Origin of the sequence: Lactiplantibacillus plantarum (genome assembly GCF_014131735.1) — a bacterium.
Classification (GTDB): Bacteria; Bacillota; Bacilli; order Lactobacillales; family Lactobacillaceae; genus Lactiplantibacillus; species Lactiplantibacillus plantarum.
Map to the genome: position 1 here is coordinate 2,463,558 of NZ_CP039121.1, position 15,181 is coordinate 2,478,738.

The 15,181-nt window shown below is 41.3% G+C and carries 15 protein-coding genes; 4 read left to right on the plus strand and 11 right to left on the minus strand.

Annotated elements, in window-relative coordinates:
* Positions 1 to 65: 65 nt before the first annotated feature.
* From E5260_RS11670 to E5260_RS11680, 3 genes are all read left to right on the plus strand, one after another.
* Positions 66 to 434, plus strand: a complete 369-nt coding sequence (locus E5260_RS11670) for a helix-turn-helix domain-containing protein (protein ID WP_003641165.1) — start codon at positions 66 to 68, stop codon at positions 432 to 434.
* Between the two features lie 233 nt (positions 435 to 667).
* The gene (locus E5260_RS11675; protein ID WP_003641164.1) at positions 668 to 1,036 is read left to right on the plus strand and encodes a membrane protein; all 369 of its coding nucleotides are present in this window, start codon (positions 668 to 670) and stop codon (positions 1,034 to 1,036) included.
* Positions 1,037 to 1,572: 536 nt separating this feature from the next.
* Positions 1,573 to 2,997 carry a hypothetical protein gene (locus tag E5260_RS11680; RefSeq protein ID WP_003641163.1) on the plus strand — a complete coding sequence of 475 codons (1,425 nt, stop codon included), beginning with the start codon at positions 1,573 to 1,575 and terminating at the stop codon, positions 2,995 to 2,997.
* A 125-nt stretch (positions 2,998 to 3,122) separates the two neighbouring features.
* On the opposite strand, the gene E5260_RS15520 is transcribed toward E5260_RS11680, so the two are convergent.
* The 11 genes from E5260_RS15520 to helD form a co-directional block, all read right to left on the minus strand.
* Positions 3,123 to 3,302 (minus strand): hypothetical protein, encoded by a 180-nt coding sequence (locus E5260_RS15520; RefSeq protein ID WP_003641162.1) that lies wholly within the window; start codon positions 3,300 to 3,302, stop codon positions 3,123 to 3,125.
* Positions 3,303 to 3,492: 190 nt separating this feature from the next.
* Positions 3,493 to 3,711 (minus strand): hypothetical protein, encoded by a 219-nt coding sequence (locus tag E5260_RS15525; protein ID WP_024002942.1) that lies wholly within the window; start codon positions 3,709 to 3,711, stop codon positions 3,493 to 3,495.
* A gap of 23 nt (positions 3,712 to 3,734) precedes the next feature.
* Positions 3,735 to 3,992 (minus strand): hypothetical protein, encoded by a 258-nt coding sequence (locus E5260_RS15530; RefSeq protein WP_003641160.1) that lies wholly within the window; start codon positions 3,990 to 3,992, stop codon positions 3,735 to 3,737.
* Between the two features lie 7 nt (positions 3,993 to 3,999).
* A complete protein-coding gene (locus tag E5260_RS15535) occupies positions 4,000 to 4,299 on the minus strand; it encodes a helix-turn-helix domain-containing protein (protein ID WP_003641159.1) in 300 nt (99 codons plus the stop codon).
* A gap of 31 nt (positions 4,300 to 4,330) precedes the next feature.
* A complete protein-coding gene (locus tag E5260_RS15540) occupies positions 4,331 to 4,534 on the minus strand; it encodes a transposase (RefSeq protein ID WP_003641158.1) in 204 nt (67 codons plus the stop codon).
* Positions 4,535 to 4,775: 241 nt separating this feature from the next.
* Positions 4,776 to 5,294, minus strand: coding sequence for a hypothetical protein (locus tag E5260_RS11695; RefSeq protein ID WP_003641157.1), 519 nt, complete (start codon positions 5,292 to 5,294; stop codon positions 4,776 to 4,778).
* 23 nt (positions 5,295 to 5,317) lie between these two features.
* On the minus strand, positions 5,318 to 7,249 hold the full coding sequence (locus E5260_RS11700; RefSeq protein ID WP_003641156.1) for an AAA family ATPase: 1,932 nt from the start codon (positions 7,247 to 7,249) through the stop codon (positions 5,318 to 5,320).
* Between the two features lie 668 nt (positions 7,250 to 7,917).
* Positions 7,918 to 9,474 carry a glutamine-hydrolyzing GMP synthase gene (guaA, locus tag E5260_RS11705; RefSeq protein WP_003644035.1) on the minus strand — a complete coding sequence of 519 codons (1,557 nt, stop codon included), beginning with the start codon at positions 9,472 to 9,474 and terminating at the stop codon, positions 7,918 to 7,920.
* A 93-nt stretch (positions 9,475 to 9,567) separates the two neighbouring features.
* Positions 9,568 to 10,497 carry a type I pantothenate kinase gene (coaA, locus tag E5260_RS11710; RefSeq protein ID WP_003641152.1) on the minus strand — a complete coding sequence of 310 codons (930 nt, stop codon included), beginning with the start codon at positions 10,495 to 10,497 and terminating at the stop codon, positions 9,568 to 9,570.
* A gap of 168 nt (positions 10,498 to 10,665) precedes the next feature.
* Entirely contained in the window at positions 10,666 to 11,595 is a 930-nt protein-coding gene (locus tag E5260_RS11715) for a nitronate monooxygenase (RefSeq protein WP_003641151.1), read from the minus strand.
* Positions 11,596 to 11,888: 293 nt separating this feature from the next.
* Positions 11,889 to 14,195 carry an RNA polymerase recycling motor HelD gene (helD, locus tag E5260_RS11720; RefSeq protein ID WP_003641150.1) on the minus strand — a complete coding sequence of 769 codons (2,307 nt, stop codon included), beginning with the start codon at positions 14,193 to 14,195 and terminating at the stop codon, positions 11,889 to 11,891.
* A 204-nt stretch (positions 14,196 to 14,399) separates the two neighbouring features.
* Here helD and E5260_RS11725 point away from each other — a divergent pair, with 204 nt between their 5' ends.
* Positions 14,400 to 15,074, plus strand: a complete 675-nt coding sequence (locus E5260_RS11725) for a DedA family protein (RefSeq protein WP_003641149.1) — start codon at positions 14,400 to 14,402, stop codon at positions 15,072 to 15,074.
* The last annotated feature ends 107 nt before the right edge of the window (positions 15,075 to 15,181 follow it).

Sequence of the window (15,181 nt, forward strand, 5' to 3'; positions counted from 1 at the left end):
TTTTATTTAAAAATATAAATTTTACGTTTAAATATTATACAATACGTTCATTGGGAGACTATAACATGCCAGCAAAAACACAAAACAACTTCATTCGAAGACTAATTAACCTTCGTGACAGTCGGAACTGGTCAAAAACTGAGGTGGCCAGGAAATTAGGGTTGAGCAGTATGCAGCGATATGCTAACTATGAATATGGCACGAATGAGCCAGATTTGAACATGCTTAAACAGATTGCAGATCTATATGATGTGACAACCGACTACCTGCTGGGTGAAGATAGCGCATCTAAATGGATTGCTAGAAAAGATACCACTGACTTAAAAGACTTTCTCACAGCTCATGTGGATTCGATGACATACGGAGGCGAAGCACTTACGGAAGAAGAACGCCAACAAGTACGAGTAGCAATGGCCGTCATCTTCTGGGAATAGGGCTAAACGCGACTAACGCCCCTTACGATGAAGTATCTTAATGTTCGAACCAAGTTACTTCGGGCACGCTTATGGAAAGCTTATTTATCGGCTAGAATATTGGTCACCTTTGTTTATTTATACGAAAAATAAGCCTATCAATACGGGGATTAATGGTTTGGGTAGGCTTCAACAACTTATGTCCAATAAACTGATCGACACGAAAAGCTGTTAATAAAGGGAGGAGCTTCAACATGAAGTCAAAAAATTTAGCACTTACTAACGGGATTGTAGGGCTAGTCGGCGGCATTATTTTATTATTCGGGGGCTGGTTTATTGCTGGTGGTATTGTTAGCGATGCTGCCACTGGATCAGTATCTAATACATCAGGTGCGGCCGCTTTCCTAAACATTTTGAAAATTGCTATTTTAGCATTAGGAATTATTGCATTAATTTATTATAAAGGTGATAAGCGTGTCGGTACTGCATCAGGCGTTTTACTAATTGTCGGCGGCGCAATCGCGCTTATTCCATTCTTGGGTTGGATTGGCGGAATTCTCGCAATTATTGGTGGATCTTTATATTTAGCTTCATTAAAGCATTTTAGTCAACCACAAGCATAGTCTAATCTGCAATCAGTTAGTAATATCAGCCCTTAACTGGGCTTTTATTCAGGCCCAAAAAGAACGTACGTTCCAATTGTGCAAACCATTTATAAAAGGCCGTTACAATTAACGAATTCTGACAAGTCTTTTGCAATTGCAAAGCAAACCAAATTTACTCAGTGCTATGCACACATTTCTCAATACTGACATTCGAATGCCCGTTGGCTAACAAAGTTACCAACAATTTGTTAACACTTCAAAGTTCATAGCGACTACTATCACCGGGTTTATCGCTACTGCTCTTAGAAACGCCCGTGGAACGTTAACTGATGAATATAGAATAACTATCCTTACCGGATGGATTCGATATGCTATTTAATTCTGATTTGACATACTTGCGATAAATGCCGATAAGTACACTTGTCAGCCAGCGTTTAAGCTGAATCAATCCTTCAACTATCATAAATTCTGACAATGCTTGAAAAAATTTTAAATGAAATTTTTATTGATATGATGTATGTATAAAAGCAAGAAAAATGTATGCTTACTAAAACTTGAGAGAAGATGAAAACATTTTGAAAACTCACTTTTTTACAGTTCACTCTGTCGACAGTAATACTTACGATTTAAGTAATATCAAAATATATTTTAGCTTCAATGGTATAACAGTTGAATCAATTAGTCGTGATAAAAGCACTGTAATTGCAGTTCGTGGTGAATTGAATATAGACCCAATTTATTCACAAGTAGAAACTTCAAGACTAATGAGACCATGGTTACTTGTCATTCAAGGGATAATTTCTCTATTTCTTGAATGTCCCATCACTATTTATGACATTACTGAATCAGGATCCTCTTTCGTGGTTAAAAATGGTATCGACAATCCCCCAAAAACTATTTTTCAAACCGAAATGAATGACTATTCAAAAGATTTAGAAAAAGTATTATTTAAAATCAATGATTCAAAGTATAAAAACCTTTCTATTTCTCTACTCGACCGATGGCGCAAAAATCTCAACCTAGAGAATGAGGATTTAGAAAGCAATTTATATCGTGATGAAGCTTTACTTGGACTCTTTCAAATTTTAGAACTATTGAGTAACAGCCGCGAAGATGAATTAAAGAAAATTGCGGAAAGCAAAATAAAGTCAAGTTTGAAAGAATATGCTTCACTTATGCTAACAAGGAATGACGAACTTGATAACTATGTTAACGATAATTATAAGATTGTATCAACAGCTCTAGGCGCAAAGAGCCCTAACTTTAGCACAAAAATAAAATATTTACTATCAAAAAATGGTATAGATTCAGAAAATGATATGTATTTCGTTGAATCAGTAATTAAACTTAGAAATGCGATTGCACACGGCAGATTTTTATTTCAGCCAATATTCCGGTGGCCGCTGACTCCATTTTTTAACATTTCTCAAAACGTATCTGAATTTGACGTGCTACGTTCTCTAGTAAAAAGATTGATTGGAAACTTTTTTGAAATAAGTACTTGGAACTCTGACTATACAGAAGTTTCTAAAGCACTCTTGAAACCTCCCATTAAGACAATACAGAAGTTTATGAAGGAACCTGAGACCTTCAAACAGGTTACGTTTGATACTTTAGAATCCTCAATAGGAAACGAAACTGGAATCACCTGGGCAAATATTTACCTCAGCTATATTGAAAATCCCAAAAAACTCAATCTAGATGATCTTGCTAATTCATTAAAGCGTTATTTCTTTAATTTGAAAAAAACTGAAGATAATATTGACGATATTTTTGTCACTTCAGTGATTTTTATGGAATGTAGTAATGATGAAGTAGTTGCTGAATGTTACAGAAAGATAGAATGGCTATTGAATAACACGCATTTTCACGACAGTTCCCTAATCAATATTATGCCTGAGCTAGATTTTCATCACATTCAATATCCTAGATATAAAAAATTCATTGAAATGAGACGGAACATTGATGGTGAGTTTTAAAATCAAGTTAGCCACTAGTATTTTTACAAAATAAAAACACCAAGACGAAAACCTCTTTCATTGGAGTTCCTACTGTACGAGTATCTGTCAAGTTGTCATTTGAAATAATATAAGTTTTGCTCTACTTAAACGGCCTCATTCCAGTATTCCGCTGGGGTGAGGTCGTTTCTTGCTGATGAACGGTCTAGCTGATTAAAGTAGTTGCTGCCTTCTTCAACCAAGGCCACTAATTCTTTATAGGTAGCTGGTTTGGCATGTCGGTCCATCCAACGTAATTTGAAATCGTTCCATTGGTGCGTTATCATATGGCGTTCCTGGTCGTGACATGCTACGAGTACCTCATGTTGCGCCAAAAATTATTGAATACTCCTGATATGTATGCCGAACCTCGGTCAGTATGCACTACAGGGTGGACGTCACCCGCAAAATTAAAGGCCCGTTGAAAAACCTGAACTTCCGCATTCGTAGTTTCAGTTTCACTTAGTTTATGGGCAATTAGATGCCGACCGCAAAGACCCAGTAGCCACTCAAGCGTACTTTATACTGACCATTAACACCATAAATTAATTCAGTTGAATCGGCCAACCAGACCTGATTTGGTTGGTTAACGCTAAAATGCTGATTTAAAACATTATCTTGTAAGTATTGCTCCTGTTGTTTGATCCGTGAATGCTTTTTCTGACGAACCTGGCAACGAATTCCAAGCTTGATCATAATTCGCTTAACTTGCTTTAACGTCACCTGTTCGGTAACGGTCGGGTCTTTTCTGAGATTAGATAGCTGCCAATACTTTGATGATGTTGGTTATACCAGTATTGAACCCGTTCAGTTAAGAAGTTATCTCGAATTTCCCAAGTCGTTACGTCACGATGGAGCCCCTTATAATATGCCTGGCGGCTAACTTTGAGTATTGATAATAACTTAGTGACCGTACCGTGATTATTTTGACTAACTTCCTTGATTGCGTGGTAAGCCAGTCGACGTTGTGAATTCACCCTTGCGCTAAAGTTCCTGATATTTTTTTATGAAAGCCTCTAATAACTGCTGATCCTTGCTTTGTGATTCTAATTGTCTAATCCACAGATTGGCTTTGTCCAAATCGGTTAATTCTGATTCGGGTTTACGATGTCCTCGGTTATCGACCAAAACTTCAAAACCTTTAGCTTGGTCCTTTAAGGCCCAATAACGGGCTTGCTGATAAGAAACGTTGAAATGTTCGGCGGCCTCACTGTATGAATGATTACCTTTATTAATCCATTCCAAAATCGTTACTCGCTCATTAAAAGTCGTTTTACGGCTCATTTTAGGACCTGCTTTCTAGACGGTGAAGCCGTCACAGTTTGTCCCTATTATACTTGATTGGCCAGTTTCTTAGCTGTGAAGTTGAACGTAATCCATATTTATTAGTTAATCCTTGAATTGTTCCCTCGCCATTCAAATATGCTCGAATGATCTTCTGCTTGAAAGTCTGACTGTAGTGCTGATTCTTAGTGGCCTCTGCTAGTCCATCAATACCGTCACGTTGATAGCATAACATCCCATTATCTAATGGAATAACAACTCAATTCATGTTGCTTGCTAAATGCGCTAATAGAAAGGCCAGAGCTCTGAAAATCAGTAATTAAAGCCAATTTTTCGGCCGGTGTATGTCTAGACCTTGGCATATAAAAAATCCCTCCATGGTTGTCAGATGAATTATATTATTTCATCTGACAACCATAAAGGGATCATAGCACTGCAACAGGTTCTAGATCCACTTACTTATTATTAATAATATTCTATTCAAAATCTTTTGCGTCACCAATGATTATATTTTTTCGTCGGCAACGACGTAATGTTATTGGTCCAGCAATCGGTGCCAAAAGACCTGCAATCAAAATGCCACCAATCAGTGTGACAATAATTTTTCCAATAACAGCCCAGAAGCCACCAAAGTACCACATGCCATTTAAAATGCGTCCTATCAAACTTTCACGATACCAGTACAAACTAAATGGATAGAAATAAGCACTTATTGCCGTCAGAACAATATGCAATACACTCATCGTTACTCCTAATAAGCTAACAGTAACTCCAATTCCTGATTGCATACCTGGATAAAAGATGGCCAGTAGAATCATACCATAAATGGTCCACACAACTGGTATTACTAGTAATAAGTGAGCTAACTTTCGCTTCCAATAATCGGGATGTAAATAATTATATGCGTCTAATTTATGGCTAAGTTTTTTCCTAGATACCGTAGGCTTTATCTTTACTGGCTTGGGCGGCCGAACATACTGTTTCTTTTCTGTCATTCTTCACTACTCCTCTGTTGTCACTATAACATTGCAGCATCAATATCCTGCTGCTTAATTGCAGAAAGGTCTTCTCCTTGCTGGCCGGCGACACGAACAGCAAATTTCCTGATTAACCTTTCATTAAGATTACGAACCCAGCGGCCATTACTATGATCGTGAGAAACATTAAAATTATGCATAACTAAGTCCGTGTATGCAGTTTTATCCACAATATAATTTTTAGCCTTTAAGTCATTCCAGCCAATTTCAATTAATTCCTGGGGTGTATAATCTTCAAACATAAAGTGATTAGGAATCCGGCTTCGCAGTCCCTCATTCATTTTTAAGAACTTTTCCATACGATCGGTATACCCAGCGAAAATAACAACAACATCCGCACGATGATCCTCTATGAATTTTAAAATCTCATCGATGGCTTCCCGTCCAAAGTCTTTCTCATCCCCGTTAGCTAGCGTATATGCCTCATCAATAAATAGGACTCCGCCAAGAGCAGACTCTAGAACTTTACGAGTTTTTATCGCAGTTTCGCCAATATAACGTCCTACAATGTCCGAACGTGAAACCTCGACAAATTTCTGATCGTTAATGATTCCTTTGTCAAATAAAATTTCACCTAAAATACGTGCAACGGTTGTTTTTCCTGTCCCCGGATTACCTAGGAATAGTGAATGTAGTGTCATGGCATCACTACTTATCCCTTGCTCCTTACGCTGCTTATTCATTTGGGCTATAGCAATAAATTCATTAATCTCCGATTTAACTCCACTAATCCCTATCATTTCATTGAGACGATCCAACGCAGGCTTTTTACCAAAATAACTCACTTGACCCTGCTTGTCCGCGGAAATGTAATGATTTGTTTGATCCACCACAAACGTCCCATTGTTTAAATTATATTGGTAGTAATCTAATGCTGTCTTACCGATATCTACATTCCGTTCAAGTTTCAAATTTGGATTTGAGATTTGTCCAAAAATAATATGGCAGACCTGAATATTAGAGCGGCCCGCAATATACAAATTTACTTTGCCGTTGTCACGCCCTAGAATAAAAAAGCGATTTCCAGTGACTTGTGTTCCATTTTCGATTGCAAAGCTTTCCCGAATCAGTGTTTCGTTAATATTAGCCGTGGTGTGATCTAAACTAACTGAATCCACTTGACCACCTTTAAGTGTCATTTGACTGTTTAACACCAATAGAGCCATGTCAAACTTGGGCTGATTAATAGAACAATCTTGACAGGTTAATTTGGAATCACATATATGAACGCATGGATACACTTCTTTAGACAGAATTTTTCCACCCGTTAAAGTTGACGATATTAATTGGATAGTACTTTGTTCATTTCCGTTAAGCACACAACCGTCCGTGTATTCTAGTTGACTTTTATGACATAAAAATTGAGCATGCTTCAAATACACCTTTGCACAAATCCATGAATTACGAATAGTCAGCTCAGAATTCTCGACGTAAATACGATGCTTTCCATCTGAAATTTTGCTAGCTCCGACTGTTACATTCTTTAATTGTACATGTGAATTTCCACTAATATACACAATTGGATAGTTTGTTCCAGTCGTTGATTTGTTAATTAAGTAAACATCTTCAGCAATTACAGTTGAACCCATACGCACAGTAATTGCATTACTCTTATCAGTATTTTTCTGAATACAAATATTTTGCAACGTTACTGTAGCTCCATCCTTCACTACAATACCATCGATTGTATTGGTATAGATATGTTCATTCTCTCTATTTTCAACGTGACCCTGAATTGTAATACTTTTAGTAATAACTATAGATTGGTTATTTTGACCGTTGAACGGATCAAATCCCGCCTCAATCTCAATGACATCTCCATCACTGGACGCTTCAATTGCCTGATCAAAATCCCACGTTGACCGCCGACCAAACAGATTTTTCTTATCAGGACCCACTAGATAATTACTCATGACCCCTCCTCACTCCTTTTCACTCACTATTCTATACTAACTACACTATCACCTTTGTATCGTGCACTGCAATATCACTAGTCACAAATGTCAAAAAATGTCCTACTAATGATAAAAAATAAAATTATCACTCAGAATTTAACCTTGATTGCACTAACTTCTGAAAACAAACCATTCATAATCCTATTACACCATCGATATTACGCCTGCATTAAATCTGAATTAGTACGCTTAAATAAAAGTTTGTTTTTTAATAAGCTTCATTCAATTCTTTGTAAAAATCATTACCACTTTCATAACTTAGAAATTATTTTCTGGGTTCTCTTTGATTCACTCTTCAAAAGTGCTAACAAACTCTTTGTGATTTGGTTCATCAATTATCAATTAGATTTAGTCTTAAACTTCTGTAATTGCCATAACAGTTCTTCCACACTCTATATGATACATCTCTACTTACTTACATTATCCGCAATGTTTTGTGAACAAACAAGAATCCAATAAAAAAAGAATCGTGCAAATCCTTAATCACTCCTAAGTGACTAAAGACCTCCACGATTCTTAGTGAGACTGTTGATAGGAAATCTTTCAGATTCGCCACCAATTCATCCATTTTATAAGCTCACAAATACTGTTAAATCAATATTACGATTTCATTTTTATATGATTTTCTATTCCCATTCAATTGTCGAAGGTGGCTTACTCGTAACATCGTACACGATGCGGTTAACGTGATCGACTTCATTGACGATCCGCACTGAGATCTTTTGTAAGACATCCCATGGAATACGTGCAAAGTCGGCGGTCATACCGTCGATTGATGTCACGGCCCGAATACCAACGGTGTAATCGTAGGTCCGGCCGTCACCCATGACACCGACTGACTTGATGCCTGGTAATACGGTGAAGTATTGCCAGATTTCACGGTCCAAGCCGGCTTTTTTGATTTCATCACGTAAGATAAAGTCACTATCGCGCACGATTTCTAACTTATCTTCCGTAATCTCACCAATAACCCGAATTCCGAGACCAGGGCCGGGGAATGGTTGACGCCAAACAAGGTCAGACGGCATCCCTAGCTTTTCACCGAGTTCCCGTGCTTCGTCCTTAAATAACGTCCGTAGCGGTTCAATCAACTTGAACTGCATGTCTTCTGGCAAACCACCAACATTATGATGTGACTTGATTGTTTGGGCCGTTGAAGTCCCACTTTCAATCACATCGGTGTAGAGGGTCCCCTGTGCGAGGAATTCCATCCCGTTTAACTTCGTGGCTTCTTCATCAAACACTTGGATAAATTCGTTACCAATAATCTTACGTTTCCGTTCAGGATCACTGACACCAGCCAACTTGCTTAAGAAGCGGTCCTTAGCATCAACTTTGATGATGTTCAAGCCGAACTTACCTTCTAGGCTCGCCATAACTTGATCAGCTTCGCCCTTCCGTAACAAACCATGGTCAACGAAAATACTTGTTAATTGCGTGCCAATGGCCTTGTGCAATAACACACCGACGACACTGGAATCAACCCCACCGGAAAGTCCCAGTAAGACCTTTTTGTCGCCAACTTCAGCGCGGATCTTTTCAATCTGCATATCAATGAAATCATCCATTGACCAGTTAGCTTCAGCTTGGCAAACGTCAAATGCAAAGTGCCGTAGAATATCATTACCGTAGTCCGTATTCCGAACTTCAGCATGGAATTGAATCCCATATAACTTCCGGTCAACATCTTGAATTGCCGCAATCGGGCAGTTCTTAGAAGTGGCCACCACGTCAAAACCATCAGGTGCTTGAGTAACCAAGTCACCATGACTCATCCACACTGACTGTTCAGCTGGCGTGTCCTTAAATAGGGTCGCCGAGTCACTCGTCACGTCAATGTTCGCCTTGCCGTATTCACGGTTATCAGCTGATTCGACCTTCCCGCCCGCAAGCGTGTAGGTCATCAGTTGCATGCCGTAACAAATCCCCAAGATTGGTAAGCCCAACTTGAAAATCTCCGGGTCAACCCGAAAGGCGCCATCATCGTAAACACTGTTGGGGCCACCAGAAAAGATAATACCTTTCGGGTGACGGGCCTTGATTTCTTCAGCGGTGATCGTGTTCGGAAGTAGTTCCGAATAAACGCCGAAATCACGAATGCGCCGGGTAATCAATTGATTATACTGACTACCGAAATCCAATACCAAAATGGAATCGAAAGACGCGGTATCCGTTTTTGCCAAGTTGTTCACTCCTTTGGATTAATTAATGCTCAATAGGTCTATCATACTGATTTCTAAACGTTCGGTCAACCAGTATGAGAAATTTCTTAGGTGCTAATATTTGCGGAAATACACGGCATCAATCACATGATGCGCAACTTTGTGCAAAATTAAATCCGCACGATTACGGGTTGGCAAGATATAATCATTCAAGTTTTTCAAGTTAACCTCTTCCCAAACACGCTCGGCCATCGCCATCGCGTCCTTCGGATCACCGATCGCCCAAGGATAGAAATAATTCGTCGGATCCTGGAAAGCCGTTTTCATCAGGGCCTTGAAGCGTTCTAAGTACCAATCTTCAATTAAATCGGCATCCGCATCCACATACACTGAGAAGTCCGTAAAATCACTAATGTAGATCGCCTGATTGCTTGGCAATTGCAACACGTTAATCCCTTCAATAATCAAAATGTCAGGATGCGTGATCACGTCAAAGCGGTTTGGCACAATATCATAAGTCTGATGAGAGTATACCGGGGCCTTCGCTAACGGCTTTCCGCTCTTCACATCGTTCAAGAATTGGATCAGCCGCGTCATATCATAGCTTTCCGGAAACCCTTTACGTTCCATCAATTGCATCTTTTTGAGCTCGGCATTCGGGTATAAGAAACCATCCGTCGTAATCAATTGCGTCCGCCGGTCTGGATATAAATATTTAAATAGAATCTCTAATAACCGTGCTGTGGTGGTCTTGCCAACTGCCACACTTCCAGACACTCCAATAATAAAGGGTGATTGGCGGTTCTGGCGGTGTAAAAAAACGGACTCCGTTTCCCGCCATGACAAGTAGTGTTCATACTTGGCCTGCAACAAATGCGCAAACGGCATATAAATATCACGGACATCGTCGAGACTAATCCGGTCATTAAACGCCTCAATTTCGTGCAAATTGGCTGCGGTCAATGGTACTTGATGCTGATTGTTACGATAAAATTGCTTCCACTGTTCACGTGAGAAGCGATAATAGTTCATCTGATCTTCCATGATTTCTGTCTGCCACCATTACTAAATTAATGGGTTGATTATAACATGAAACCCTTATCAAACGCTGATTAAAATTCAAATTAACCGGATTCCTAATTGATAGCCAATAACCATTAATAGCTCGATACTAGTTAACGCTGACCTAGTACCGAGCTATGCTACTGTATCTTATTCGATTTTCAGTTGTGCCGCGACCTCACGAGCCTGACCAAATAACGTCGTAATAATTTCCTTGACTGGCCGAATTGTCGTCATCATCCCCGCCACTTCGCCAGCCATGGGCGTACCATGTTCCATATCGCCATCTTCAACGGCTTTCGCAAATGAACCGTCCGCTAACGCGTGTAATTCTGCTACCGGCGCGTTAGTTTGCTCCAATTGCAAGTATTGCGCCAACATCGGGTTAACTAGCGCCCGTACCGGATCGCGCTGGCTGCGGCCAGTCACGATTGTATCCGTGTCACTGGCAGCCAATACCCGTTGCTTATAACTAGCTGGAACCGGGCACTCCTCAGCTGTCAAAAAGATCGTGCCACACTGCACACCCTGGGCGCCCAGCGCAAACATCGCCGCAATCGAGCGGCCATCACCGACACCACCAGCACCAATCACCGGAATATCAACAGCGTCCACGACTTGAGGTAATAATGCCATCGTTGACGTTTGACCGATATGTCCGCCTGATTCTTGACCTTCAGCAACCACCGCATCCGCACCGGCCGCCACCATCTTATGGGCATGGTGGACCGAAGCAATCACTGGAATCACTTTAATACCGGCCGCGTGTAGCGGCGGAATATATGAAGTCGGGTTACCCGCACCAGTCGTCACGACCTTGACCCCCTCATCAATGATGACTTGGGCCAGTTCTGGACAGTTCTTCATCTGTAACATTAAATTGACACCAAACGGCTTATCCGTCAGCTTGCGGGTTGCTTGGATCTCTGCTCGCAACTGTTCGGCAGATAACCCCGCTGAACCTAAAACACCGAGTCCCCCGGCTTCCGAAACCGCCCCGACTAATTCATGGGTCGCAATTCGCATCATGGCACCAGAAAAAATGGGATATTGAATACCTAACATTTCAGTGATTGACATCGTCGTTTCCTCCTCAGGTCACTAACAACCGTTCTAACTAGTTGTTAGTATTTTCACGATATTGTGTGCCTAGTCAGTATTAAGGCCATTGTCTCTCACCGACTACTGCACTTGATGAGTTAATTTTAACGCTTATTCCATCGCTATGATAGCGTTTTCTCAGCTATTCCGACACACTTCCCCAACTGTTCCACCACTGATCATCCTGACACACCTTAAGATTTCCTTCACAAGTAAAACTAAAAAAATACCACTCCAGGTGAATGGAGCGGTACTCACTGTCTTAAACTGACTTAAACTTTTGCTTCATTTAATGTATACAAGGCGTGGTTCACCCGCGCTAGTAACGGTGACAAGCTACCCACCGCGACTAACGTTAACTCGTGCATGGCCCGTGAACAGATTGTATATAATAGTTGCCGTTCATCTTCACGTTGGTAATTTTCCTGATTAGCGTTCCACACGATGACCGCGTCAAACTCCAACCCTTTTGCTAAGAAAGACGGGACTACAATGACACCGGGAGCCAAGCGTTGATTTTCAGTTTGAATCAACGTAACCTGCTCACCACGAGCTTTCAGGGCCTTCGTGAGCGCCTCGCATTCTGCTAAGGATTTCCCGATAATTGCCGTCGTATCACGTTCAGAATCGTTCATCGCTAGCTGATCAACGACTTGATCAACCCCCGCTTCAAAGTTAGGCGTCACAACAACATTTGGCAAGTCGCCCTGACGATCAAAAGCCGTGACGGCTTCACCATTGACTAAAATTTCCTTGGTGAAATCAGTAATCTGTTGCGTTGACCGGTACGATTTAGTCAATTGCACGACCCGCGTCTTTTCAGGGTCAAATAACGTGGCCAATTCATTGATCAGCGAATGGCTGTTTTCCTTGGTAAAAATCGCCTGGTTCAAGTCACCGAGCATTGTGAAGCGAGCTTGGGGGAAGCTAAACTTCAAGAAAGCTAACTGAAAGGCATTGTAATCTTGAATTTCATCCAAGAAGACAAACCGGATGTCACGCTGCCCGTGCTTTCCGGTCATTAGGTCATGCAGGTACATGTAAGCTGAGACCGTTGTTAACGAGATATGACGTTCCTTAATCTCGGCTAGTTTCCGTTCAACCGTAGCATCCCAGTCAGCAGCTGAGATACCGTGATCAGCCAACTTGATGATCTTCGGTACTTCGCGTAAGAAATGCGCGTACTGCATGTTGATGCTCAAGAAACGGTTACGCACGATTTGCGTCCGGGCTTTTCCTAAGCGTTGCATCACAATTTTACGTGCTAAGAATTTAAACTCTTTATCGCCATTCTTAAATTCCCGCGGCTGATTGCCATATAATTGATTGATCTCTTCGCGTGATAAGTCTTGAACCGCTTCTTCGACCCACTTGGAACGCATCTCCGATTCAACCTTGCGATTCAAAATCTTGATTAATTCTTCCTTAGTTGCTGATAACCGGTTCGCTAAGTGGTAGTTTTCGTTGAAAGAGTAGTAAATCGATTTAATCTTTTCCCGGGAAATAATCACTTCATCGTTCAACGTAATGTTACGGAAACGCATGTCCGCTTGTTCCAAATGTCGGCCATACGTGGTAACCGCGTTGAAGAATGCGAGGCTACCTTCCAACTTCGTAATCTTTGCCATCTGCGGTGTATTTTCAGTTTCAAACCGCTGCTGTAAAGTTTCAACTTGCATGTGTGGTAACCGGTACGATGCGTATTGGAAATAGGTCATCTGAACCATGTTTTGTTCACCCAGTTCGGGCAATACTTGGTTAATATAATCATTAAAGAGTTGATTTGGTGAGAACAAGATGACTTGTCCGGCCGTCAAATTACCCCGGTAACGATACAACAAGTATGCGACCCGTTGTAAAACGGACGAGGTCTTCCCGGAACCGGCCGCCCCCTGCACAAACAGGAGGTCAGAACTCGTATCCCGAATAATGGTATTTTGTTCCTTTTGAATCGTCGTCACGATACTCTTCATCTTCACATCGGACTTTTCATCCAACACTTCTAGTAGCATCGAGTCACCAACGGCTTCATCAGTATCGTAGACTGTCACGATCTGGCCATTCTCAACCATCAACTGCCGCTTCAACTTCACATTAACGGTCTGCTCACCATCCGGAGTCTGGTACGTCACGTGCCCTAACCCACCGTCATAATAAATACTGGAAATAGGCGCTCGCCAGTCGTAGATCAAAAAGTGATCCGGCGTGTCAGAAAATGAACTGAGTCCGATATAAATCGTCTCAGGCTTAGGCTCACCAGTCTCATGAAAATCGATCCGCGCAAAATAAGCATTCTTTTCCAACTTTTTTAACGTCGATAATTGCTTAGTCGCGTGCTTCCAACTATTCTGCCGCTCATCCATCATCTGTTGTTGCTGCCGCACGGATAATCCGGTCTCCATCATGCCTTCGTAACTATCCGTTTTAATATTGATGTTATTCAGCAAGTCACGTTTAATATCGGCCTGATCTTTTTCCGAGCGCGTAATGGTTTGGCTTTGTTGTTCTTCAGCCACCTTAATTTTCGCAACCACATGATCTAAGTGTTCCTGTTCTGCAGCTTTAATTGACTTAGCCATTGAACGCCCTCCATTCCTAAATATCGAACAATAATTTTATCACTATCGGCGGCCCGACTCAATTAATAACCCATGGCAGCCGCCAGTTTTTGATTTTTTATGCAAATTTGTTTGAACATTGGTCTATCAAAGTTACGATTGTGTTAAACTGAAAGAAATGTAATCGGTTACATCTGTTTTTCAACCCGCAGACGCTTATAATAAATGCAACTTAAATTGGAGGTGGCGCCGTTGGTCAATTTAATAACCATTTTAACCCATTTAGAACAAAGTATCGTCCCACTATTAACCACGCTTGGTAGTTGGTCTTACATCTTATTATTCGCCGTTATCTTTCTTGAAACGGGCATGGTCGTTTTCCCATTTCTTCCCGGCGAATCATTGATCTTTCTCGCCAGCACGATGGCTGCAACTCACAGCGACGCCCTCAGTATTCAGATTCTGGTGCCAGTATTCTTTGTGGCTGCTGTAATTGGCGACACTGTCAATTTCGAAATTGGCCGCCACCTGATTCGCTTACCGTGGTTGCAACGCCACCTCCCCCAATCCAAGCAACAACGCGCACAACAATTTTTTGCTAAGTATGGCGCGAAAGCTGTCATGTTTGGCCGCTTTGTTCCACTCGTGCGGACCTTTGTCCCGCTGAGTGCCGGGGCCGCTAAAATGCCGCAACCGACCTTCGCTATCTGGAACTTAGTTGGCGTTGGTATCTGGGTCAGTGTCGGCTGTTCACTTGGTTACTTCTTTGGCTCGATCAGCTTCGTACAGAACCACCTCTCGCTCTGTTTTCTAGGAATTATGGCCGCCGCGCTCATTCCAGCCACAGTGGTTGCGCTGATTAAGACCTGGCGACAACGGACAACACTCAATCTCAAATAAGCGCCACACACAACACGGTTGATCTGCAATCGTGTTTTTTTTATTGCTTCTCGCTTTGAAAGGCACGTCTTTCCTTTTCAAAACCACTCAAAAAGTGTATCCTTTCA

Bases quoted from the DNA above. Each gene is read 5' to 3' on its own strand.
- E5260_RS15540 (WP_003641158.1), bottom strand. From the start codon at position 4,534: ATGTTATGCTATCAACGTGACGGTATTGATGGACTAGCAGAGGCCACT.
- E5260_RS15520 (WP_003641162.1), bottom strand. From the start codon at position 3,302: ATGATAACGCACCAATGGAACGATTTCAAATTACGTTGGATGGACCGA.
- E5260_RS15525 (WP_024002942.1), bottom strand. From the start codon at position 3,711: ATGATCAAGCTTGGAATTCGTTGCCAGGTTCGTCAGAAAAAGCATTCA.
- helD (WP_003641150.1), bottom strand. From the start codon at position 14,195: ATGGCTAAGTCAATTAAAGCTGCAGAACAGGAACACTTAGATCATGTG.
- E5260_RS11695 (WP_003641157.1), bottom strand. From the start codon at position 5,294: ATGACAGAAAAGAAACAGTATGTTCGGCCGCCCAAGCCAGTAAAGATA.
- E5260_RS11700 (WP_003641156.1), bottom strand. From the start codon at position 7,249: ATGAGTAATTATCTAGTGGGTCCTGATAAGAAAAATCTGTTTGGTCGG.
- E5260_RS11715 (WP_003641151.1), bottom strand. From the start codon at position 11,595: ATGTCAATCACTGAAATGTTAGGTATTCAATATCCCATTTTTTCTGGT.
- coaA (WP_003641152.1), bottom strand. From the start codon at position 10,497: ATGGAAGATCAGATGAACTATTATCGCTTCTCACGTGAACAGTGGAAG.
- E5260_RS11725 (WP_003641149.1), top strand. From the start codon at position 14,400: ATGCAACTTAAATTGGAGGTGGCGCCGTTGGTCAATTTAATAACCATT.
- E5260_RS11675 (WP_003641164.1), top strand. From the start codon at position 668: ATGAAGTCAAAAAATTTAGCACTTACTAACGGGATTGTAGGGCTAGTC.
- E5260_RS11670 (WP_003641165.1), top strand. From the start codon at position 66: ATGCCAGCAAAAACACAAAACAACTTCATTCGAAGACTAATTAACCTT.
- E5260_RS15535 (WP_003641159.1), bottom strand. From the start codon at position 4,299: ATGAGCCGTAAAACGACTTTTAATGAGCGAGTAACGATTTTGGAATGG.